The sequence below is a fragment of the Vibrio sp. 1CM8B genome, from assembly GCF_023161685.1.
GTDB lineage: Bacteria > Pseudomonadota > Gammaproteobacteria > Enterobacterales > Vibrionaceae > Vibrio > Vibrio coralliirubri.
In genome coordinates this window covers 25,515-47,465 of sequence record NZ_JALNTU010000002.1, presented here as the reverse complement: position 1 = coordinate 47,465, position 21,951 = coordinate 25,515, and the positions used below count along the sequence as shown (strand labels likewise).

Below are 21,951 nucleotides of genomic sequence, written 5' to 3'. Positions count from 1 at the left end.
TTTTATCCGTCAATCAAATTTAGTGAGACTTTTTATCTTCAAGAGAAGAAATTAAAGCCTCGGCAAATTTTTCAGCAATTCCTTTGCGTTGTGAAGCAGCAACATTCTGATTTAAGACATTGGTTGCGATATTTCCAGCGATCATCAGTGAAAGTTCTGGCGAAGCTTTGTGCTTAGATAGTACAGCACCTACTTCAGCTAGGATTTTTTCAACTTGATCATCTGTGTATTTAGATATAATCGGCATAAGGACTCTAATAATGATAGTAAAAGCGGCTTATGATAACCTACTATGCACGACAACTGAAACCTGAACGGTAATATTTTCACTATGAGCCTTCACCTTTCCAACGTAATTTTACACCAGCTGAGCAAGAACGATCAGGATGAGCTGATTGTTAACTATCGTGCTGAATCTCTAGAAAACGATGCTTCATCTGAAAGCCTAGTTGCTGAACTTCACCGTGTTTTTAATTCAAAAGCAGGCAAAGGGTTTGGTTCTTTCAAATCTGACAGCGAATTCCAGCAGTGGTTGCATCAACTTCGTGCTGGTGAGACAAACTTTTACGATTTTTCTCAAAAGAGTGCGCAACGTCTAAAAGACGAACTATCAAAGTACCCTTTCGCTGACGAAGGTATCTTGGTAATGGCTGAATATCAGTCACTTGCAACAGATTACCTTTTCATTGGTTTATTGCCTTCAAACCAAAGCTTAAAGGTAACTGAAGGGCTTGATATTAGTGCGACGGACTACCTTGATATCTCAAAAATGGATATCGCGGCTCGCCTAGACCTTTCAACTTATGAGACTGATAAAGAGTCAAACCGTTACTTAACTTATATTAAAGGACGTGTTGGCCGTAAAGTCGCAGATTTCTTCTTAGATTTCTTACAAGCGGAAGTCGGTTTGGATGCGAAACAGCAAAACCAAGTACTGATGCAAGCGGTAGAAGACTTCGTTTCTGACTCTAAATTAGAGAAAGAAGAAGCGATCAGTTACAAAAAGCAGGTTGCGGATTACTGTAACGAGCAGCTTAAAGCGGGCGATGAAGTGCAAGTTCGGGAACTTTCTGGTGAGCTGCCAGCAAGTACAGATGGCACAAGCTTCTTTGACTATACTAGTGAGCAAGGCTACGAGTTAGAAGACAGCTTCCCAGCCGATCGCGCAACTATGCGTAAACTAACAAAATTTGTTGGTGCTGGTGGCGGTTTGAATGTTAGTTTTGATAGTCTGCTTCTAGGCGAACGTATCTTTTACGATCCGGAGACAGACACGCTAACGATTAAAGGCACACCACCGAACTTACGTGACCAACTGACTCGCAATAAGTCATAGTCCGAAGTTAACGGATAAAAGCGGCAGCAGGATGTTGTCGCTTATTTTGTGCTTAATCTTTTAGCTACGGTCATGGCTTCAAGTTAACACGCACAAGGAATATAGATGGAACAATCATTAGCAAAGCCCAAACGCTTTAAAAAAACAGCCACCTTCTTGGTTGTGCTCTTGGCTCTGTGGTTACTTCCTTCATTGGCTCTTCTTAATTTAAGCCGTTCCTACACCAATTCTCTTGCTCAAATCGAAGAGCTCGGTATTCGAGTCAACGAGTTGAGGCAATCGCTTTATTTCTCAGAACCGCTTCGAGTCTCTCGTATCAATGATCTCGCACTCGATGCTCAATTGGTTTATTCGATCCGACTGCAGATTGAATCTGATTTCCAACACGCCTTGTTTCGTCCTGATGTGAACCAACTGTTATACGTAGCCGATCAGTTCCTTGAAAAGTTCGATGAGTTCATTCCAATCGAAAGCCAAGTTCAAGACATCGTTGATAACATTAAGATCTTGCGTGCGGATAAAGACCTTTCTCCTAAGCTAAAACCACTCCTCAACGAATTCGGCGTTGTGGTATTTGAAGCAATGTATTCTGACAATCAAAGTTCGTCAGCGACTTATCGCGCCTTTGATTCCATTCTGGAAAAATCTTATTCACTAGAAACCGAAGAGCAAGATGCACTCCAGCAGTTACTGGCGGATGCGTCAGCGTTGTTGAGTGATTACGCTCAGCTTAACTATTTGGTTGATAAGATTAAGAAAAACTCAGTGAATGAACAGATCATAAAACTCGAAGCTGAGTTTCATGATCGTCAATTTAACCTATTGTTGGTGATGCTAGGTTTAAGCTTGGTAGCGATGAGCGGGATAGTGTTTTGGGGCGTTAGGTCCACAAAAACGATGAAAGAAGCAGACCAAGAATTCAGCTCTGAACTAGAAATTAATTCAAGTAAGGAAGACGCTTCTTCTAGCGATGTTGTTTCCTCAGCAGTGCAACAAGCAGATAGCGACGCTTATGTATCCGAGAACAGGCCAAAGAGCCAGTCTTCCGAACTTCAACCTCCGCAGAGTGTTAACGTTACAAGCCAACCCGTTGTACCGCAAGACTCTATTCAGCAAGCCTCTGAGCAGGCACCAGTAGTCGAGAAACACGTTGCCAGTGTCACAGATTCAAAGCCTGCGATTGATATCGAAGACATGTTAGAAACACTCGACGGTGATGCTGAATCCGTCGAACTCTTGCTTGGTGTGTTTGTACAAGATCATGCAGGTGACTACGAGAAATTTAAGTCTTTGCTGACCAAAGATGAAACCTCCGCCGCTCGCATTGTACATAGCTTAAAAGGTGTAGCCGGCAGTATTAAAGCGTCTCGGTTAGCCATCATTGCCGCAAGTATTGAAATGACAATGAAGCAGTCCAGAGCGATCAGTGAACATGATTTAGCTGAACTAGAGCAGGCTATAAAAGCCTCTGTGGATTCTGCTCATGAATATTTAGACAGTCAGCGTTAACTTTTACAGGATTTTTGACAATACTCTGACGAAGCGCTCATACAATCCGCGCCCTTAGTCTTTGTCAGAGGTTTATATGTTACGAGTTTCGAGTCGAAGTTGGATGGTGTTGGTGCTTAGCATTGTGCTAAGTGGTTGTTCTCTCTTAGAAGTTAAGTTAGATAGTCAAACGACGCCTCTCACTCAACAAGAGTTAAATGCTCGGATCATGACGCGTGAATACGCCAAGATGTTCTTTACACGAGTAGAAGACTCAGCCGATCTCATCGCGCAATCTTACCCTGCTGATGACACATTACATCAATCTTATGTGTTGCTTTGGAAGATCCATGCAGAGCAGGGTTTACAACAAGCGGCTTACCAAACTTCCCCTATGTCTGCGTTAATTGATTCGTGGGTTTTCACTGCTCAAATGAATCAGTTTTATAGCCAAGGCGACGGCGCGGATCTGTTCGTGACGGATAATGCAGTAGAGACAGCTCGTTTTCTTGATCAAGAAGCCGAGAAGCTGGCAAAGGGTGTATTGAGCTCCAGTGATTTCAAAAACAGCAAAGCGTTCGTTGCGCAGTTTGCTGCTAGCCACCCATTTAAAGACCTCACATTCAGAAGCACACCTGCTTACCGTGAATGGCTAAGTTACCTTGGTAAAGACGAATCGCAAATCGTTCAGAGCTTAGGCACCATGCCAGAAGCCATGAGTGACGCATCTGATCGTTTAAGCCTTATGGCTGACCAGACACCGAAACTGATGTCGTGGAAGGCGGAGCTGGTTGCATTAAATAGCTCACTAACGGGTGAAGACCTATCGATGACGCTGGAAAGCCTTCGTCAAACATCAGCAAGCATGCAAGACTTCATTGAGAACAACCCGGAGTACATGCAAACACTGGCTTCTATTATGTCGACAGAAATGCAGCCTCTACTCAACGATCTTAGCGACAAGACAGACCAAAAATTAGCAATGCTCACTGAAGAGCGTGTGGCATTAGAAAAAATGGTGACACGTGAGAGAGAAGCTCTGGTAGAGATGATTGCGAAAGAGCGCATCGAGATTGCCGGCATTGTGACTTCAGAAAGAGAACTGTTCACGCAAGACCTTGACCGCGTCTCTCAAGAGGTGGTGGTACTGGCGATTGATAAACTGATGGAGTTAATCAAAGGTGTGATTATTTACTTCATCTTGTTTATCTTAGTGGTGTTCTTTGCACCGTTAGGCATCGGTTACTGGTTGGGTAAACGAACCGCCAATAAATAGATAAATACATAAATAAGTAAATCAGCAGATCAAAAAAAGAGCGCTCTAGGGCGCTCTTTTTGCATTTATCCATTAACGTTTTGAGTTACGTTCGAAAGCGTTAGCTCCTGAACTTAAGCTTGTTGCTTGCTTAACTCTGTCGCTTCTTCTGCTTCAAACGCTGGTGCTGTTGGTTCACACTTATCAACGAACCAACCCATGTAAGATGTCACGATAGTCACGATGATACAGATGAAGCTTAACCACATGAAGGGTGCGTAAGACAGCGTCGCAACACCAAGAATACTCGCCATGTAGATACCGTTATCACTCCACGGAACCATACCCGACGTTAGCGTGCCACCAAACTCAGCATTACGAGATAGGTTCTTACGCTTGTAGCCTAAACGGTCGTAGTTTTTCGCACAGATTTTTGGCGTAAGGATTAACGATACGTACATTGCAGAACCGAACACGTTACCCATGAAGGCCGTACCAATTGTGCTCGTCGCTAGTGAGCCTGCGCTGTTTACGCGGCGCTCAAACACCTTAGCGATTGTCTCTAGTACGCCCACTTTATCCAGTAAGCCACCGAAACCTAGACCAAATACGATAACCGCAACTGAACCTAGCATTGAAGACATGCCGCCACGGTTAAGAATCGAATCAATAAACTCGACGCCAGATGAGATTGAGAACGGTGCCCAAGCAGTGTTGAATGCCGTTAGGAAGTCGATATCTTGGATCATGACTGCCCAGATAATACCCAGCAGAGAACCAAAGCTGATGACCGGGAATGAAGGCATACGGAAAGCCAACAGACCAAGTACGATAAGTACTGGAACGAATGAGTAAGGCGTGATGTAGAACTGAACTTCCATCGCTTTGATGACAGAGTCTACTTGGCTCATATCAACGTTGCCCGCGTAGTGGAAACCAAACGCAGTGAACATGATACCGGTAATTACGTAGCTGATTAACGCAACTGGCAACATGCCCTTGATGTGTTCAACTACTTCAACACCAGACATTGAAGAAGCCAGAATCACTGAATCAGAAAGCGGAGACATCTTGTCACCGAAGTAACAACCTGACAGCACGGCACCTGCAGTAATCGGTGCTGGAACACCTAGACCTTGGCCGATACCCATCATCGCGATACCTGCTGTACCCGCAGCACCCCAAGAAGTACCGGTCGCCAATGCAGTTAGAGAACAGATGATCATGGTCGCTAAAAGGAAGATAGAAGGGTGGATAGCTTTCAGACCATAGTAAATGATAGTAGGTACGATCCCGCCTGAGATCCAAGTACCAACAAGAGCGCCAACGGCTAAAAGTATTAAAACTGCGCCTAAGCCATTGGATATTCCTTTGAGTGCTGCTTTTTCTAAGTCTTTGTATTGGTGTCCAAGACGAATACCAAGAACCATGATAATGAACCAGCCAATATACAAGGCGAGTTGAATTGGAAGGTCAAGCTTTGCAGTAAAGGAAAAAGCAAGGGATAGAAATAGTCCTAACGCGATGAATACCTGCAATAGGTTCGGTAGGCGAGTTTTACTCTGCTTCATAAAAGCCTCTTGTGATTTCGAGCATTTATAGTGCTTCGTTATAGTGTGTGGTGCAAAACGGACACTACAGTAATTAGTTTATTATATCGAAAAAATACGTCCAAGTTGTGATATTTGACTGTTAACTCAATCAATTGTGGTTTCATAATCTAAAATTTTGTTAAATTCATGATTGTTACATGTTGAAATCTGTCGCACGTTGTTTTCGTTTTGTAAAATAAAATTCTGATTAACCTTGGTTTGAAAGAGGGAATTACTGTTTGTGATGAGCGTCGATTGAATCGGTTTTGGCGATGTAAATGTTTGAATTTGACGATAATGGGCGCTTAATCAATGAGGTGGAGATGGAATGTCGATACAGAGATAACTGCATGATTCATTACGTTCACTTAAAAGAAACGAAAAAGTTACACTTTTTGACAAAAAGCACTTGAGTTCTGTTTCTGAAAAACTTATAGATGGGGGAGAGCAATTTTTAATTTATACATGGAGAGTGAGCGATGAGAGTAGGTCTAGTTGGTTGGCGCGGTATGGTTGGTTCTGTACTGATGCAACGTATGGTTGAAGAGAAAGACTTCGACTTGATTGAGCCTGTTTATTACAGCACATCTCAGATTGGTATTCCTGCCCCTGTTTTAGGTGGTAAAGATGCGGGTCTACTTCAAGACGCTTTTGATATTGATAGCCTAAAACAGCTTGATGCTGTGATTACCTGTCAAGGCGGCGATTACACATCAAAAGTATACCCAGCACTACGTCAAGCAGGTTGGAAAGGTTACTGGATTGATGCAGCATCTACTCTGCGTATGGACGCTGATTCAATCATCACTCTTGACCCTGTTAACTTGGCTCAAATCCAGCAAGGCATTCACAGCGGCACCAACACGTTCGTTGGCGGTAACTGCACTGTGAGCTTAATGCTTATGGCTCTAGGTGGCCTATACGAGAAAGGCATGGTTGAGTGGATGAGTGCCATGACTTACCAAGCCGCTTCTGGTGCAGGTGCTAAGAACATGCGTGAGCTGATCTCACAAATGGGTGTGATCAACGACAGCGTAAGCTCTGAGTTAGCGAACCCTTCAAGCTCAATTCTTGATATCGATAAGAAAGTGGCTGATACGATTCGTTCACCTTCATTCCCAACAGACCAATTTGGTGCTCCGCTGGCGGGCTCACTGATTCCTTGGATCGATGTGAAGCGTGAAAACGGTCAGAGCAAAGAAGAGTGGAAAGCGGGTGTTGAAGCGAACAAGATTCTTGGTCTAGATGGTCAGCCAATCCCAATTGATGGTACTTGTGTACGAATCGGTGCAATGCGTTGTCACGCTCAAGCACTAACGATTAAGCTTAAGCAAGACGTGCCAATGGACGAGATCGAAGAGATCATCGCAACGCACAATGATTGGGTTAAAGTGATTCCTAATGACCGTGACATCACGGCACAGGAGCTAACACCAGCGAAAGTAACAGGCACAATGTCTGTACCAGTCGGTCGTCTGCGTAAGATGTCGATGGGTAACGATTTCCTAAACGCCTTCACTGTTGGTGACCAACTGCTTTGGGGGGCTGCAGAACCACTACGTCGTACTCTGCGCATTATCCTTGCTGAGAAAGCGTAACTGCCTCATTTTTGAGAATAATTAACGAAGAAGCGCCTTAGGGCGCTTTTTTTGTTTCTGATGACAGAAGCCTGACTTTAAAACCTTACCTTTCGTGCGTCTTAAAGTTGGAGCTAGAAAATGAAAGCAAACCTTAAAGGTTTTACTCTTATCGAGTTGATTGTTGTTATCGTCATTATTGGTGTTTTAGCGGTTGTTGCAGCACCTAGGTTTTTAAACATACAACATGATGCTAGGGCTTCGGTTATGGAAGGATTGGGAGCATCTGTCCATACTGCGGCTGATTTGGCGTTTGAAAAAGCCGCAGTAGAAGGTATGGAAGACCAAGAATCATATTTGATTCCTGAGTACGGGCGAGTGAAGTTTGGTTATCCCGCGGTTGAAAAAGGGGGAATGGAAAACTTTTTGGCGATTGATTCAGGGTTTCATGACCTGACTAAAGAGTGGACATGGGCAGCGCATAATAATGGGCCAGTGAGCGAGCCAGACCTGTGGCTGATTACCCGGTCGGAATATTTGTCGGACGTTCTTCCTAATGACTTCAATACCGCTATCGAAAAGACCCAATGCTATGTGAAATACACGGCCGCAATGGAAGCAAATGATGATTACCAAGTGGAAGTTTTCACAGATGGCTGTTAGTTGCTTTAGTTAGGTAGTTAATAAAACAAAAAGAGCTCTTAGGAGCTCTTTTTTTGGTTTTTATTCGGTCTCGTCGGTGACGACCCGCTTGTCTGGATCTGCTAATTCGCTAGCACAGTGCTTGCAATAGATGGCGTCCGAATCATGACCCGCTCGGTTGCAGTTAGGGCACTTGACCAACTCTTTGTGCGAGTTCATCTCATTACTTAGTTCTGCAGTAATGATCCCGGTCGGCACCGCTAAGATAGAGTAACCCAATAACATGGTCAGTGATGCTATGGCTTTACCAAGCGCGGTCTGCGGCACCATGTCACCATAACCTACCGTAGTGATAGTCACGATGGCCCAGTAGATACTGTGAGGAATACTGGTGAAGCCATTGTCAGGACCTTCAATAACAAAGATCAGTGCGCCAAAGATAACCACCAAGATGCCGACGGTGCTAAAGAAGATCAGTATCTTTCGTCGTGCCATTAATAGTGAGCGCAACAGAATATTGGAATCTTGCAGGTATCGAACCAGCTTTAGGATTCGGAAGATACGCATCACACGCAGCAGTCTCACCACACCCATAAATGAAGCGCCTGGGAAGATGATCGCTAGGTAAGTCGGAAGAATCGCCAATAGGTCAACAACACCATAAAAGCTAGTGGCGTAAGATTTTGGTTTTGGAGAGCAATAGAGCCTTAACAAATACTCAAGAGTGAAGAGCGCAGTGAAGGTGTATTCGATATAACGCAGCTGTTGTGACCATTCGGTCATCACATTAGGGATGGATTCTAAGATCAAAACCAACAGCGAAGCCAAGATTGCAACGATCAGAGATATATCAAATGCACGTCCGGCTGGCGTGTGAGTACCAAAGATAATGACGTACAAATGATGCTTGAGTGGCTTGCGTGACATAAGGAGAGGTTCGTCTTCTGTTAAATACATTAACAGTCATTATACAAGCTTCATAATAACGAGGCGAGTGAAAGCCCAATTGCTTTACTCGCCTCATCTATATTTCAATATTGTTGCCCTTTATAGAGCAACCGAAATGTCGTTAAACGTTATGCCAAGCCTGGGAACAGATTACGTAGGCCATTGGCGATGAACTCGATGCCCAATGCGCCAAGAATCAGACCCATGATACGAGTGATCACGTTGATACCCGTTTGACCTAAAAAGCGAACGATAACTGGCGCTGAACGGAACAAAAGCCAAGAGCATGTTGCGAAAGCGATGATACTAATACCGATGCCGACCGTATCAATAGCAGCAGGGTAGCGAGACCCGTAAACAATCGTCGAGCTGATTGCACCCGGACCTGCCATTAGCGGCATAGCCAGTGGGACAACGCCGATTTGCTCTTTGCTGATGTATTCAGATTTCTCTTGTTTGTTCTGCTTATCTTCACCGAGTTTACCGCTCATCATCGAGAACGCGATGCTCAGTAATAACAAACCACCTGCCACACGAAATGAGTCTAGTGAAATGCTGAACATATCAAGCAGCATTTGCCCCGCAACAAGTGACACAATCAAGATCACGGCAACAGCAATGTTTGCTTGTAAGGCTGTCCTGTTCCTCTCTTCTGGCGGCATATGAGCCGTAAGAGAAACAAAAACAGGCATGATGCCGATAGGGTTTACGGCAGCAACAAGCCCAAGGAAGAATTGCATAAAGATTGCGAGTTCTAAGCCTTGCATGAGAGCGATCTCCAGTTAGCGTACTTTAAGGTTGAAGGGTTGATCTGTGAATAGTCTAGGCGCGTAATGTAAGGGACAAACTACATTTTCACGAATGAAAAAAACTAACTTGAAATGGGTGATTCTTTTTAGAAAAACTAATTGAATCTCACTTTTGTTTTAAGCCTGTTGCAAGCTAGTTGGTAGTGTTTCATTTTGTAATTTATTATTGAGTAACTGTTAACCGACGCACGAAATTAATAAAAATTATGTCAGAATCTAGCCCGTGCAACGGTATGGATATACTCTCAGTAGCACGAATATAGCTGTATACATGTAATTTAACGGACTAAAAATGAAACTTTTTTACAGTTTATTACGCTATGTAGAAAAAAGTTGTCTGTTTGCTTGTTTTTTGCACGAACGGAAAGTGTGAGTTTAATCTATATAAATCATGCTCTTAAGTTCATTTTTGCGATTGCCTTACTACTTTCTGGTTAATTCTTTTTGGGTAACTGATCTGGGTCAATTTTTTTCACACTGTGAAATAATATACTCAGCCCTGAAAGCAATTTACTAAGAACGCTGATGTTTAAGGTTAAAAGCAAGCAGCGAATTTAATAAAAAGTTTTTAATATTTATTATTTTAGGAGATCCACCATGCCTGTAACTAACTTAGCGGAACTTGATGCTCTAGTAGCTCGCGTTAAAGCAGCACAAGAAGAGTTTGCAACATTCTCTCAAGAGAAAGTAGACGCAATCTTCCGCGCAGCTTCTCTTGCTGCTAACCACGCTCGTATTCCACTTGCTCAACAAGCAGTTGCTGAATCTGGAATGGGTATTGTTGAAGATAAGGTTATCAAAAACCACTTTGCATCTGAATTTATCTACAACAAATACAAAGACGAAAAAACATGTGGCATCTTAGAAGAAGATGACAACCTAGGCACAATGACTATCGCTGAGCCTGTAGGTATCATCTGTGGTATCGTTCCAACAACGAACCCAACTTCTACAGCAATCTTCAAATCTCTAATTTCTCTTAAGACACGTAACGGCATCATCTTCTCGCCACACCCACGTGCAAAGAACTCAACTAACGACGCAGCGAAACTAGTTCTAGACGCAGCTGTTGCAGCTGGTGCTCCAAGAGACATCATCGGTTGGATCGACCAACCATCTGTAGAGCTTTCTAACGCGCTTATGAAGCACGACGGTATCGCACTTATCCTTGCTACTGGTGGTCCAGGCATGGTTAAAGCAGCATACTCTTCTGGTAAGCCTGCTATCGGTGTTGGTGCTGGTAACGTTCCTGTAGTTATCGATGAAACAGCTGACATCAAACGTGCTGTAGCGTCTATCCTTATGTCTAAAACATTCGATAACGGCGTAGTATGTGCTTCTGAGCAAGCTGCAATCGTAGTTGGTGAAGTATACGACGAAGTGAAAGAGCGTTTCGCTTCTCACAAAGCTCACGTTCTATCTAAAGCTGACGCTGATAAAGTACGTAAAGTGCTTCTTATCGACGGCAACCTAAACGCTAAAATCGTAGGTCAACCTGCTCCAGCAATCGCTGAAATGGCTGGTGTTAAAGTTCCTGCTGATACAAAAGTACTTGTAGGTGAAGGTCTTGGTAAAGTTTCTTACGATGACGAATTCGCTCACGAGAAACTATCTCCAACTCTAGGTCTATTCCGCGCAGACGACTTCGAAGACGCAGTTGCTCAAGCGGTAACTATGGTTGAAATCGGTGGTATCGGTCACACATCTGGTCTTTACACTAACCAAGATACTAACGCAGACCGCATCCGTTACTTCGGTGACAAGATGAAGACTGCTCGTATCCTAATCAACATCCCGACTACTCACGGTGGTATCGGTGACCTGTACAACTTCAACGTTGCACCTTCTCTAACTCTAGGTTGTGGTTCATGGGGTGGTAACTCTATCTCTGAGAACGTAGGTCCTAAGCACCTTATCAACAAGAAAACTGTAGCGAAGCGAGCTGAAAACATGTTGTGGCACAAACTACCTAAGTCTATCTACTTCCGTCGTGGTAGCCTTCCAATCGCAATGAGCGACCTAGAAGGTAAGAAACGCGCATTCCTAGTAACTGACCGTTTCCTATTTAACAACGGTTACGCTGATGACGTAGTTAGCTTGCTTAAAGCACAAGGCATTGAAGTTCAAACATTCTTCGATGTAGAAGCAGATCCAACGCTATCTGTTGTTGAGAAAGGCGCTGAAGCAATGAAGAGCTTCCAACCTGACGTAATCCTTGCTCTAGGTGGCGGTTCTCCAATGGATGCTGCTAAGATCATGTGGGTTATGTACGAGCACCCAGAAACTCACTTCGAAGAACTAGCAATGCGCTTTATGGATATCCGTAAACGTATCTACAAGTTCCCTAAAATGGGTCAAAAAGCTGAGCTTGTATGTATCACTACAACTTCAGGTACAGGTTCAGAGGTTACTCCATTCGCTGTTGTTACAGACGACAAGACTGGTGCTAAATACCCACTAGCTGATTACGAAATCACGCCAAACATGGCTATCGTTGATGCGAACCTAGTTATGAACATGCCTAAGTCTCTAACAGCGTTCGGTGGTTACGATGCAGTAACTCACGCTCTTGAAGCTTACGTATCTGTTCTAGCGAACGAGTACTCAGACGGTCAAGCTCTTCAAGCTCTTAAGATGCTTAAAGAATACCTACCATCAAGCTACAAAAATGGTGCGGCTGACCCAATCGCTCGTGAGAAAGTACACAACGCAGCAACTATCGCTGGTGTAGCATTTGCGAACGCATTCCTAGGTGTGTGTCACTCAATGGCTCACAAAATTGGTGCTGAGTTCCACCTACCACACGGTCTTGCTAACGCACTACTTATCTCAAACGTTGTACGTTACAACGCGAACGATAACCCAACTAAGCAGACTGCATTCTCTCAGTACGACCGCCCACAAGCACGTCGTCGTTACGCTGAAGTTGCTGACCACCTAGGCCTAAGCCAAGCTGGTGACCGTACTGCTCAGAAGATTGAACGTCTACTGACTTGGTTAGAAGAGCTTAAAGTTGACCTAGACATCCCACTATCTATCCAAGCTGCGGGTGTTAACGAGTCTGACTTCATTGCTAAACTAGACGAGCTAGCTGTTGAAGCGTTCGATGACCAGTGTACAGGTGCTAACCCACGTTACCCTCTAATCACTGAGCTAAAAGAAGTTCTAACAACTTCTTACTTCGGCCAACCATACGTTGAAGGCGAAACTTTCGAAGGTACTACAGTTATCCTTAAGAAAGCAGACCAAAAGCCAGCTGAAGTGAAAGCGCCAAAAGCTAAAAAAGAAAAAGCTAACGCATAATAAGTAAGCATTAGTTTTGAGATAAGTTTTCGCTAGCACGATACTTATCTATCGGGAAAAGATGAAAGCCCCAGTCGAGAGACTGGGGCTTTTTTTATGTTTGGTTAGTTTGTAAAACGGATTGAAAGGCAATAGCTCTGCTACTTAATATGAGCTGAGCCAGTCATGTTCAATTGGAATAGGGAGTTAAACCTCAGCTGCGACAACTCGCCCACTGAAGTAGTCATTCGAGACAATGTATTCAGTGGTTCGGGTCAGCTCGTCTTGCAGCTGAGCCCAGTGACATCGGTTGAGCTTGCCATCGGAGTTATGAACGGCGGGAACAACACCACCGACTCGAATACCAAAGGGAGTTAGCTCTTTCGCCCAACTATGGGTAAAGCCAGTGATCATTGAGTTTGCACTCTCTAAGCCGGACACATCGTGAAAGTCATCATGAGATATCACATTCACAATCACGCCTTCTTTATCTTCTTCTCGCAATCTCTCAGCACTGATTTGCCCAAATGCGAACAGGGTCGATGCCATCGATGAGAGATCATTAATAAAGCTACTCACAGGTTGATCGCCAATCAGACTTGGCATAGGGGAGCTTATCCAGTTATTGACCAGCACATCGGGTGTCGTGTTGAAGGTGGTTTGAATAAAATCATATACGCTCAGGATCGCTTGGCTGTCATTGCCTTTGAGCGTGTAGTGGTAAACCGAGTCAGAAAAGCGGGTACACTGTAGATACGTTGCCTGAAGTGCTTCCGTGTCTTTATCACAAAGGATGACGGTGGCTCCAAGGTTAACAAAGTGGTTCGCTATCGTCCCTCCTAGTCGCGAGCCGGCAGATGTCACCAATATGATTGAGCTTTTTATTTCCATCCCAGTACCTAAACAAATCGTCCATGTCGGATAAGGATGGGTTAAATTTCATACAATGGGTGTGAATTGGTTCAAACTAAGGTGCGCCAATTAATAAGTTTTTATGAACTTAGTGGCACGTCACATTTTGTAGTAACTTCAAGCGGTAACCGACATCTGGTGTTTTTAGGTTGCCTAAGGCTAGTGGTTCATATCATTCGTGTGAATGCTTTGAAGTGTGCGAGTTAGTCGAAGAATAGCTATGGATAGACAGCGAAAAAGGGAAAGGTAGGTGACCGCTAAACTTGAGCTTGAATTTGATACTGACGTTGCGCGGTGGTTAGCTCATTGTAGAGCGTAGCATGTGGCAAATCAGGTAAATGCTTGTTTGCGAGTTTGCGTCGGTCATGACCAGAAAGGTTTTGGTAAACCTCTTCGGGTAAGTCGGCCGTATCTTCAGGCATGAAGGCAAGCGCTTCAGGTTTTAAGTAATGGCTGAGCTTGGCGCTGGCAAGGCTAGCTTGATGAAAATGATTAGATTGCTGAGCTGAAATCTCATACGAAGATTGGTTTGAACGCAGTTGCTGAGGTTCTGCTACGCCAAATTGTTTGCGCAGGCGATCTTCATTTGTCTCTGTGATTTCAATGGTATCAATTGGCGTGCAATCACGAACATCATTAGAAAACATGGATAACAGCAACGCGAAATCTGCACGGCGACCTTGCTCAACCGCTTGGCTGATCCCGATGCCGAACTTCAGTTCGTTGATGATTCCTGCTTTGTCTAAAGTATGTATTTGCATGTCGCCTCTCATTGGATACACCTTTAACGGCATAGAGTCGGCAAACTTTAGTGTTTAATTTCAGGCAAATAGAGAATTTATGCAGAGTAGGGAACAAGGTTATAAATAGGTCGAGAAGTAATCTCTATTGCGGGTTTTCTACGAGATGCCTAGATTTTGTGGAATACGACAGATACAAAAAAGCTCACGCCGAGGCATGAGCTTTCAATAGATAACTCGCTATAAATAGCGCAGCGTAAGCAATAATTACTTAGCTAGGTTCTCTTCTACGAAAGACCAGTTTACTAGGTTCCAGAATGCAGCCATGTAGTCAGGGCGAACATTGCGGAAATCGATGTAGTAAGCGTGTTCCCATAGGTCAACAGTTAGAAGTGGAGTAACACCTTCTTCTGTTAGAGGAGTAGCAGCGTTAGAAGTGTTAACGATGTCTAGAGAACCGTCAGCTTTCTTAACTAACCAAGTCCAAGAAGAACCGAAGTTGTTGATTGCTGAATCAGTGAATTTCGCTTTGAATTCTTCGAAAGAACCGAATGCAGCGTTGATAGCTTCTGCAACAGCGCCAGTTGGTTCGCCGCCTGCTTTAGGAGCAAGACAGTGCCAGTAGAACGTGTGGTTCCAGATTTGAGCAGCGTTATTGAAAACACCACCAGTAGAAGTCTTAACGATCTCTTCTAGTGTTTTGCCTTCAAACTCAGTACCTGGGATAAGGCCGTTTAGCTTAACAACGTAAGTGTTGTGGTGCTTACCGTGGTGGAAATCTAGCGTTTCTGCTGAGATGTGTGGTTCTAGCGCGTCTTTCGCGTAAGGAAGAGCCGGTAGTTCAAATGCCATTGCTCAATTCTCCATTGATATGAAAGAGTTAACTCTTTCGATTGCTTCCAGTGATATTATTATTCATGGCTCGCTATACTGCCAACCATGGTCAATTTGCTGACTTGCGATATAGTTTAGCAAGTTTTTACTTTATTAAAAGCTTATTTCATTACTTTTGTGTGAATTGTTAGCTTAGCTTGTTAACCGCTTTTTTTATATGGTTTTTATTCTTTTAGTTTGGGGTAGAATAAAGCCAATAAAAGCCGTAATCCATTAACGAGGAAGCAATGGAAACTATCGATAAAATCAAACAGCAAATTGAAGAAAACACTATTCTACTGTACATGAAAGGTTCTCCTAAGCTACCTAGCTGTGGTTTCTCTTCTCAAGCGTCTCAAGCTCTAATGGCATGTGGCGAAAAATTTGCTTACGTAGATATCCTACAAAACCCTGATATCCGTGCAGAGCTTCCTGCTTACGCACAATGGCCAACTTTCCCACAACTTTGGGTTGAAGGTGAGCTAATCGGTGGTTGTGACATCATTCTTGAGATGTTCCAAAAAGGCGAACTTCAGCCAATCATCAAAGAAGCAGCGGCTAAAGTTGCTGGCGATGACGCTGAATAAGTTCTAGCCTTTGCGCTGAATAGTTAAAATGAGGGGCCTTAATTAGGCTCCTTTTTTGTTTGAATTGATCGAATCATTGACTCGATAAGGAATGAACAATGAACGTAAAACTTCATTATGTGCATGATCCAATGTGCAGCTGGTGTTGGGGTTACAAGCCAACACTTGAGTTATTGAAACAACAATTGCCTGCGAGCATTGAGTTTAACTATGTAGTGGGTGGTTTGGCCCCGGATTCTGATGAACCAATGTCAGAAGAGATGAAAGGCAAGTTGCAAGCGATCTGGAAGCAGATCGAAGCTAAGCTAGGTACTGAGTTTAATCATGAGTTTTGGACTGAGTGCCAACCGGTTCGTAGTACTTACCCTGCGTGCCGTGCTGTGATCGCTGCTGGCTTTCAAGATCACTACGAAGCGATGCTTGAAGCGATTCAACATGCTTACTACCTTCGTGCGATGCTGCCTCATAGCCAAGATACGCATTTGCAGTTGGCTGAAGAGCTAGGCATGAATGTTCAACAGTTTGAAAATGACCTTTCCAGCAAGTTATTGGAAAGTGAGTTAGATGACCAGCTAGGCTTTAAAGAAGCGATGGGTGTATTTTCTTACCCAACCTTAATGCTTGAAGTGAACGGCATCTTTAGTGAAGTTGAATTGGATTACCATTCAACGGAAGCGACGCTTAAGTCTATTCGCGAAATTCTTGTGAGTAATGCTCCCGCTGCGTAATTCAGCGAGAGTTGTCTGTATTGGCGCAATGACTTCTAAGGCTTACTCATAAGAGTAAGCCTTTTTTGTTTGGTGTCGCTAGTTCAATGAGAGTGAGCGGAAGGAAGAGTGGAATGAATCTCAGAGACAAAAAAGACCGCACGAGGCGGTCTTTATAAAAGTTAGCTTAGGGCTCTTTAACTAGAGAATCTAATTACAGAACCATGGCTGCAATCCAACCGAATACGATCAGTGGGATGTTGTAGTGCAGGAACGTCGGTACGACGGTTTCCCATACGTGCTCGTGTTGACCATCAGCATTTAGACCAGACGTTGGACCTAATGTTGAGTCAGAAGCCGGAGAGCCCGCATCACCAAGTGCTGCAGCTGTACCTACTAGAGCGATTGTTGCCATTGGCGAGAAGCCAAATGCTGCTGCTAGTGGAACGTAGATAGTTGCAAGGATTGGAATCGTAGAGAACGAAGAACCAATGCCCATAGTAACCAATAGACCAACAATTAGCATAAGCAGTGCTGCTAGAGGCTTGTTGTCGCCAATGCTTGTTGAAAGCGCTTCAACTAGAGATTCAACGCCACCTGTTTGCTTCATAACTGCCGCGAAACCTGCCGCTGCAATCATGATGAAACCGATCATTGCCATCATGTGAACGCCCTTGGTGAAGACATCTTGTGTCTCTTTCCAAGCAATTACGCCACCGAAGGTAAATACCATGAAACCCGCTAGAGCACCGATGATCATAGAGCCCGTCGACAGTTGAACTGTTAGCGCTGCGACGATACCCGCCGCTGCAACTAGGATGTGCTTCTTGTTGATCTCTTTAACTTCTGTTGAAACAACCGTGTGAGAGGTTTCTTTGTATTGGCGAGGCTTACGGTAAGTAAAGAATACTGCAGTAAGAAGACCGAAGATCATGCCAGCTGCTGGTAACAACATTGCCATAGGAACTTGGCTTGCTACAACGTTTTCAAGACCATTGTCGTGAAGGTTTTTAAGCAGGATGTTGTTTAGGAAGATTCCACCAAAACCAATCGGTAACACCATGTAAGGTGTAATCAAACCAAAAGTAAGTACACACGCAACTAGACGACGGTCTAGGTTCATTTTTGCGAATACGCCTAGTAGAGGTGGGATTAAGATTGGGATGAAGGCGATATGTACTGGAATCACGTTTTGCGAAGACATGGTCACTAAGATCAACGACGCAAGCATGCCGTATTTAAGACCAGTCGATGCCGCACTGTTTTCTTTGCCGTGAATGCGTTTGATAACGCTTTGAGCAAGGAGATCTGTGATACCAGAACGTGAGATAGCAACAGCGAATGTACCAAGCATAGCGTAGCTAAGTGCAATCGTTGCACCGCCGCCTAATCCACTTTCGAAAGCCGCGACTGCGTCGTTCAAGCTCATACCAGAGGCTACGCCACCGATAATTGCACTGAACGTCAGAGCAACGACTACGTTTACACGCATCAAAGCTAAAACAAGCATGATGCAAACTGAAATTACAACAGGATTCATATTATTCTCGGGATGTTGTGTTTTTTATGAAGGCAATACGAAAAAACGTTTACCGACTCTATTTTTTATTCTTCGTCAACAAGAGGCCAACCACCAAGGGCTTTCCATTTGTTTACAATGCCGCAAAATAACTCTGTGGTTTTTTGCGTATCATACAAAGCAGAGTGTGCTTCTTTGTTGTCAAATTCCATCCCTGCAGTGCGGCAAGCTTTAGCCAAAACGGTTTGACCGTAGGCAAGACCACTAAGAGCTGCAGTGTCAAAAGTAGCAAATGGATGGAAAGGGACGCGTTTAAGCTTACAGCGCTCACTTGCCGCATTAACGAAGTTCAAATCGAATGTAGCGTTGTGAGCAACCATGATTGCGCGACTGCAATCTGAAGCTTTTTGTTCTTTTCTCACTAGCTTGTAGATTTCTTTAAGGGCTTCTTGTTCCGACACAGCACCACGTAATGGGCTAAATGGGTCTTTAATTCCGTTAAAGTCTAATGCTGCCTGCTCTATATTTGCGCCTTCAAAAGGCTCAATGTGAAAATGAAGCGTTGATGCAGGGTGCAGATCTCCGTTCTCATCCATTTTTAATGTAATGGCACAGATTTCTAATAATGCATCGGTTTCAGCGTTAAACCCTGCGGTTTCCACGTCGATGACCACTGGAAAATAGCCACGAAAGCGTTTTTTTAGCGTCAGAGCTTCGTTTTCTACAGTCATGTTAGCCCAAATAAGTGTGATTAAGGCTGCATTATTGCAGATAATAGCAGTGATAAAAACTAGGGAAGGGCAATAAATCATAAATTACCTAATCCATTGCGGCTTGATAATTGCATATTTAAACGTGAGAGAAAAATGCGGCAATTGGCTGCATTGTTAAACGAATTGCTTAAGAGATACTCCACTTTATGAAGAAACAACTCATAACAGGTTCAATGCTATTTTCGCTACTTATGTCGTCACCAGTAATGGCACAAGAAAAGCGTTACGGAGCATCTCCTCAACAGTCAACGTGGGAGATGGTGGCCAACACGCCACTCGAATGCCGCTTGGTTCACCCTATCCCAAATTTTGGTGATGCTGAGTTCTCATCTCGCGCGAGTAAAAAAATCATTTTGGACTTTGAGCTTAAAATGCGTCGCCCAATGGGTGCTACGCGTAATGTTAGCTTAATTTCGATGCCGCCACCTTGGCGTCCGGGCGAAAGTGCTGATCGCATGACAACCATTAAGTTCTTCCAACAATTTGATGGCTACGTTGGCGGTCAAACAGCTTGGGGGATTTTGAGTGAGTTGGAGAAAGGGCGCTACCCGACATTCAGCTACCAAGAGTGGCAGAGCCGAGATCAGCGAATCGAAGTGTCGCTGTCGTCGGTGTTATTCCAAGAAAAATACAATGTGTTCAGTGACTGTGTTGCTAACCTGTTGCCTTACAGCTTTGAAGATATCTCTTTCACTATTTTGCACTACGACCGTAATAGTGATCAGCTGAACAAGTCGTCGCGCAAAAGGCTGAGCCAGATCGCCGATTACGTTCGCTATAACCAAGACATCGATCTTGTGCTGGTGGCAACGTACACTGATTCTGTCGACAGCAAAGGTATTAGCCAAAACCTTTCAGAGCGCAGAGCGGAATCGTTAAGAGAGTACTTCAAATCTTTAGGCTTGCCAGAAGATCGTATCCAAGTTCAGGGCTATGGTAAACGTCGCCCGATTGCAGACAACAATTCGCCAATTGGTAAAGACAAGAACCGACGCGTTGTTATCTCTTTAGGTCGTACACAGGTTTAAGCAGAATAATTGCTTGTTTTGAAATCAGATAGCCCGTCGTAATGACGGGCTTTTTTGTCTTTAAAATTTGGAGCTATTGTCTAAACGTAACTCGTTTAGTTCAAGCGGAAACGAGCGATCATTTCACAGTTGGTCGCGGTATCGATCTTTTCTACCATAGAAGCAATTTTAGGATTGGGATGGCGTTTCATGAAATCGATCAGCGCTTTCTTACAGCAACCAATAGAATCGATAAAACTGGAACATTGAGTGTTAGGGCACTGCGGGATCAGTGTCAGCACTTTTTCTGAAGCCAATTGAAGATACTTGAGCTCGTATTCGGTATCACCAGCCCATCGCCAGAATTGCGCGAGATTGTGACAAGAGATCACTGAGATCAGTAGGCGTTCGTCAGCCTGAATATCGGTACGCTCAGTGATTTCTTCGCTCAAGTTCAATGCTTGCTGATAGTGAAGAATACTTCGTACAGGATCGTCGAGCTGCAATGCAGTATCGGCAAGTAACGTGTGTTTTTCCCATTCGCTAATCATTGTATTACCTCATTAATCAATAGGTGTTTAATTTAAATGATAATCATTATCATGTAAAGTTTCATCAATGAGATTGTTAAGAATATATAGGGCATGTTGACCTTTTGAGCTTGTTTTTGCAGCGAGTTGCTGGGTTTATATGGAAGGATGAGGCTTTGATATGTCGTTTGTTTGTAAGAGAAGTTGATAACGTAGTCGTTAATAACCAGCAAACGCTGCCCAAAGGGTTCGGCAAAAAGCGTTTTTCTCTTTGTTGAGGGAGACTTGCTTAAAATGACTAGGCTACTTCTCCCTCGTCGCGATTAAAACGCTTTTATCTCGAACAAAATTCAACCGCAAAACATCAACAAGCCCTAGTAAAGAATATCGATTATGGGGAGAGTGATAAAAAAGAAGCGAGCACAGTGCTCGCTTCTTTTTTCATTTCTTCAGGCGTTCAAACCCAACTTCTCAAAGAGGTTAAGGAATTAACCTTCTAGACCTGCGCTTGCTTGTTTGTTCTGAATCAGCTCAATCATGTAGCCATCAGGATCTTTAACGAACGCAATGTGTGTAGAGCCACCTTTTACTGGGCCAGCTTCGCGAGTCACGTTACCGCCTGCTGCTTTAATCGCGTCACACGTTGTGTAGATGTCATCCACACCGATAGCAACGTGGCCAAACGCAGAACCAAGGTCGTATTCCGTGGTGCCCCAGTTGTAAGTCAGCTCAATCACTGCGCCTTGAGATTCGTCGCCAAAGCCAACGAAAGCCAGTGTGTATTCGTACTCTTTGTTTTCGTTCTTACGTAATAGCTGCATGCCCATTACATTGGTGTAGAACTCGATAGACTTGTCTAGATCACCCACGCGTAGCATGGTGTGTAAAATACGACCGTTTGACATGATTTGCTCCTAGCTTGTTATTGGTTGTTTCTTTTATAGCACTATATATGAGCAAGCTCATAAGCAACACCAAAGAGATGATGAGTTTGGTCATATTTTCTTATTCTCATCATCTATCTTACTCTCCCCCTTTACCTTTTTCTTATTTGTATTACAAAAAATCAAAGGGCGACGGCCTTATTAATTTGTCAGTCACTAGCACTTAATTCGCAGTTTTGCATAAATAGTAAGTTTGAGTGTTGGTCTTTTTTGTAATGGCCAAGAATGGCCTTGGTTGTTGAATTGTGACTTATATCTCCATCTTGTTGCTGATTTCCTTTCGTTTTTACAATTGGCATCTAACTTTCCATTTTATCAATTTATGATTACGCCAACATATCCCTGTTTATAGAAAGGTTATTCCGATGTTTTACTTCGCTATTAAGGAATTTTCGATAAAATAAGCTAATAACCAATGGTTTTTACGAAA

General features: G+C 43.7%; 20 protein-coding genes. 9 read left to right on the top strand and 11 right to left on the bottom strand.

Annotated elements, in window-relative coordinates; genetic code table 11:
- Positions 1-19 precede the first annotated feature (19 nt).
- The gene (locus tag MSG36_RS03970; protein ID WP_017068253.1) at positions 20-247 is read right to left on the bottom strand and encodes a YejL family protein; all 228 of its coding nucleotides are present in this window, start codon (positions 245-247) and stop codon (positions 20-22) included.
- 84 nt (positions 248-331) lie between these two features.
- Here MSG36_RS03970 and yejK point away from each other — a divergent pair, with 84 nt between their 5' ends.
- From yejK to MSG36_RS03955, 3 genes are all read left to right on the top strand, one after another.
- Complete coding sequence (gene yejK, locus MSG36_RS03965; RefSeq protein ID WP_017061190.1) at positions 332-1,336, top strand: nucleoid-associated protein YejK; 1,005 nt, start codon at positions 332-334, stop codon at positions 1,334-1,336.
- 105 nt (positions 1,337-1,441) lie between these two features.
- Positions 1,442-2,845 (top strand): Hpt domain-containing protein, encoded by a 1,404-nt coding sequence (locus MSG36_RS03960; protein WP_248366440.1) that lies wholly within the window; start codon positions 1,442-1,444, stop codon positions 2,843-2,845.
- A 76-nt stretch (positions 2,846-2,921) separates the two neighbouring features.
- Positions 2,922-4,100, top strand: a complete 1,179-nt coding sequence (locus MSG36_RS03955; RefSeq protein WP_050711757.1) for a hypothetical protein — start codon at positions 2,922-2,924, stop codon at positions 4,098-4,100.
- Positions 4,101-4,213: 113 nt separating this feature from the next.
- On the opposite strand, the gene nhaC is transcribed toward MSG36_RS03955, so the two are convergent.
- Positions 4,214-5,650, bottom strand: coding sequence for a Na+/H+ antiporter NhaC (gene nhaC / locus MSG36_RS03950; protein ID WP_017063453.1), 1,437 nt, complete (start codon positions 5,648-5,650; stop codon positions 4,214-4,216).
- A gap of 500 nt (positions 5,651-6,150) precedes the next feature.
- On the opposite strand from nhaC, the gene asd reads away from it, so the two are divergent.
- Together asd and MSG36_RS03940 are read left to right on the top strand one after the other, a co-directional pair.
- Positions 6,151-7,269: an aspartate-semialdehyde dehydrogenase gene (gene asd / locus MSG36_RS03945; protein ID WP_248366438.1), complete on the top strand. Its 1,119-nt coding sequence runs from the start codon at positions 6,151-6,153 to the stop codon at positions 7,267-7,269.
- A 120-nt stretch (positions 7,270-7,389) separates the two neighbouring features.
- Positions 7,390-7,911 carry a prepilin-type N-terminal cleavage/methylation domain-containing protein gene (locus MSG36_RS03940; protein ID WP_248366436.1) on the top strand — a complete coding sequence of 174 codons (522 nt, stop codon included), beginning with the start codon at positions 7,390-7,392 and terminating at the stop codon, positions 7,909-7,911.
- Between the two features lie 60 nt (positions 7,912-7,971).
- Here MSG36_RS03940 and MSG36_RS03935 read toward each other — a convergent pair whose 3' ends face one another.
- Positions 7,972-8,817: an ion transporter gene (locus tag MSG36_RS03935; protein ID WP_050620964.1), complete on the bottom strand. Its 846-nt coding sequence runs from the start codon at positions 8,815-8,817 to the stop codon at positions 7,972-7,974.
- A gap of 149 nt (positions 8,818-8,966) precedes the next feature.
- Positions 8,967-9,605 (bottom strand): YchE family NAAT transporter, encoded by a 639-nt coding sequence (locus MSG36_RS03930; protein WP_004734056.1) that lies wholly within the window; start codon positions 9,603-9,605, stop codon positions 8,967-8,969.
- A 639-nt stretch (positions 9,606-10,244) separates the two neighbouring features.
- Here MSG36_RS03930 and adhE point away from each other — a divergent pair.
- A complete protein-coding gene (gene adhE / locus MSG36_RS03925) occupies positions 10,245-12,950 on the top strand; it encodes a bifunctional acetaldehyde-CoA/alcohol dehydrogenase (protein ID WP_248366433.1) in 2,706 nt (901 codons plus the stop codon).
- 186 nt (positions 12,951-13,136) lie between these two features.
- Here the strand turns inward: adhE and MSG36_RS03920 are convergent, their stop codons facing one another.
- The 3 genes from MSG36_RS03920 to sodB all read right to left on the bottom strand — a co-directional run bounded on the left by MSG36_RS03920 (position 13,137) and on the right by sodB (position 15,433).
- The gene (locus MSG36_RS03920; RefSeq protein WP_248366430.1) at positions 13,137-13,820 is read right to left on the bottom strand and encodes an SDR family oxidoreductase; all 684 of its coding nucleotides are present in this window, start codon (positions 13,818-13,820) and stop codon (positions 13,137-13,139) included.
- 278 nt (positions 13,821-14,098) lie between these two features.
- Complete coding sequence (locus MSG36_RS03915) at positions 14,099-14,602, bottom strand: VC2046/SO_2500 family protein (RefSeq protein WP_261881426.1); 504 nt, start codon at positions 14,600-14,602, stop codon at positions 14,099-14,101.
- A 246-nt stretch (positions 14,603-14,848) separates the two neighbouring features.
- Complete coding sequence (gene sodB, locus MSG36_RS03910; RefSeq protein ID WP_004734050.1) at positions 14,849-15,433, bottom strand: superoxide dismutase [Fe]; 585 nt, start codon at positions 15,431-15,433, stop codon at positions 14,849-14,851.
- A 269-nt stretch (positions 15,434-15,702) separates the two neighbouring features.
- Between sodB and MSG36_RS03905 the strand changes: the two genes are divergently transcribed.
- Together MSG36_RS03905 and MSG36_RS03900 are read left to right on the top strand one after the other, a co-directional pair.
- Positions 15,703-16,041, top strand: coding sequence for a Grx4 family monothiol glutaredoxin (locus MSG36_RS03905; protein WP_004741702.1), 339 nt, complete (start codon positions 15,703-15,705; stop codon positions 16,039-16,041).
- Positions 16,042-16,139: 98 nt separating this feature from the next.
- The gene (locus tag MSG36_RS03900) at positions 16,140-16,769 is read left to right on the top strand and encodes a DsbA family protein (RefSeq protein WP_048610518.1); all 630 of its coding nucleotides are present in this window, start codon (positions 16,140-16,142) and stop codon (positions 16,767-16,769) included.
- Positions 16,770-16,962: 193 nt separating this feature from the next.
- Here the strand turns inward: MSG36_RS03900 and MSG36_RS03895 are convergent, their stop codons facing one another.
- Positions 16,963-18,288, bottom strand: a complete 1,326-nt coding sequence (locus MSG36_RS03895) for a Na+/H+ antiporter family protein (protein WP_029235135.1) — start codon at positions 18,286-18,288, stop codon at positions 16,963-16,965.
- Positions 18,289-18,353: 65 nt separating this feature from the next.
- Positions 18,354-18,998 (bottom strand): ribonuclease T, encoded by a 645-nt coding sequence (rnt, locus tag MSG36_RS03890; protein ID WP_017061178.1) that lies wholly within the window; start codon positions 18,996-18,998, stop codon positions 18,354-18,356.
- Between the two features lie 188 nt (positions 18,999-19,186).
- Here rnt and MSG36_RS03885 point away from each other — a divergent pair, with 188 nt between their 5' ends.
- The gene (locus MSG36_RS03885) at positions 19,187-20,068 is read left to right on the top strand and encodes an OmpA family protein (RefSeq protein WP_004734048.1); all 882 of its coding nucleotides are present in this window, start codon (positions 19,187-19,189) and stop codon (positions 20,066-20,068) included.
- A gap of 95 nt (positions 20,069-20,163) precedes the next feature.
- On the opposite strand, the gene MSG36_RS03880 is transcribed toward MSG36_RS03885, so the two are convergent.
- On the bottom strand, positions 20,164-20,598 hold the full coding sequence (locus tag MSG36_RS03880) for a DUF2753 domain-containing protein (protein ID WP_004734047.1): 435 nt from the start codon (positions 20,596-20,598) through the stop codon (positions 20,164-20,166).
- A 467-nt stretch (positions 20,599-21,065) separates the two neighbouring features.
- Positions 21,066-21,482, bottom strand: coding sequence for a lactoylglutathione lyase (gene gloA / locus MSG36_RS03875; protein WP_004734046.1), 417 nt, complete (start codon positions 21,480-21,482; stop codon positions 21,066-21,068).
- Positions 21,483-21,951: the final 469 nt, after the last annotated feature.

Excerpts from the sequence above, each read along its gene's own strand:
- nhaC (WP_017063453.1), bottom strand. The coding sequence starts at position 5,650 with ATGAAGCAGAGTAAAACTCGCCTACCGAACCTATTGCAGGTATTCATC.
- MSG36_RS03955 (WP_050711757.1), top strand. The coding sequence starts at position 2,922 with ATGTTACGAGTTTCGAGTCGAAGTTGGATGGTGTTGGTGCTTAGCATT.
- asd (WP_248366438.1), top strand. The coding sequence starts at position 6,151 with ATGAGAGTAGGTCTAGTTGGTTGGCGCGGTATGGTTGGTTCTGTACTG.
- MSG36_RS03895 (WP_029235135.1), bottom strand. The coding sequence starts at position 18,288 with ATGAATCCTGTTGTAATTTCAGTTTGCATCATGCTTGTTTTAGCTTTG.
- MSG36_RS03885 (WP_004734048.1), top strand. The coding sequence starts at position 19,187 with ATGAAGAAACAACTCATAACAGGTTCAATGCTATTTTCGCTACTTATG.
- MSG36_RS03900 (WP_048610518.1), top strand. The coding sequence starts at position 16,140 with ATGAACGTAAAACTTCATTATGTGCATGATCCAATGTGCAGCTGGTGT.
- MSG36_RS03960 (WP_248366440.1), top strand. The coding sequence starts at position 1,442 with ATGGAACAATCATTAGCAAAGCCCAAACGCTTTAAAAAAACAGCCACC.
- MSG36_RS03930 (WP_004734056.1), bottom strand. The coding sequence starts at position 9,605 with ATGCAAGGCTTAGAACTCGCAATCTTTATGCAATTCTTCCTTGGGCTT.
- MSG36_RS03880 (WP_004734047.1), bottom strand. The coding sequence starts at position 20,598 with ATGATTAGCGAATGGGAAAAACACACGTTACTTGCCGATACTGCATTG.
- MSG36_RS03935 (WP_050620964.1), bottom strand. The coding sequence starts at position 8,817 with ATGTCACGCAAGCCACTCAAGCATCATTTGTACGTCATTATCTTTGGT.
- MSG36_RS03970 (WP_017068253.1), bottom strand. The coding sequence starts at position 247 with ATGCCGATTATATCTAAATACACAGATGATCAAGTTGAAAAAATCCTA.
- sodB (WP_004734050.1), bottom strand. The coding sequence starts at position 15,433 with ATGGCATTTGAACTACCGGCTCTTCCTTACGCGAAAGACGCGCTAGAA.
- MSG36_RS03920 (WP_248366430.1), bottom strand. The coding sequence starts at position 13,820 with ATGGAAATAAAAAGCTCAATCATATTGGTGACATCTGCCGGCTCGCGA.
- MSG36_RS03915 (WP_261881426.1), bottom strand. The coding sequence starts at position 14,602 with ATGCAAATACATACTTTAGACAAAGCAGGAATCATCAACGAACTGAAG.
- yejK (WP_017061190.1), top strand. The coding sequence starts at position 332 with ATGAGCCTTCACCTTTCCAACGTAATTTTACACCAGCTGAGCAAGAAC.
- gloA (WP_004734046.1), bottom strand. The coding sequence starts at position 21,482 with ATGTCAAACGGTCGTATTTTACACACCATGCTACGCGTGGGTGATCTA.
- rnt (WP_017061178.1), bottom strand. The coding sequence starts at position 18,998 with ATGACTGTAGAAAACGAAGCTCTGACGCTAAAAAAACGCTTTCGTGGC.
- adhE (WP_248366433.1), top strand. The coding sequence starts at position 10,245 with ATGCCTGTAACTAACTTAGCGGAACTTGATGCTCTAGTAGCTCGCGTT.
- MSG36_RS03905 (WP_004741702.1), top strand. The coding sequence starts at position 15,703 with ATGGAAACTATCGATAAAATCAAACAGCAAATTGAAGAAAACACTATT.
- MSG36_RS03940 (WP_248366436.1), top strand. The coding sequence starts at position 7,390 with ATGAAAGCAAACCTTAAAGGTTTTACTCTTATCGAGTTGATTGTTGTT.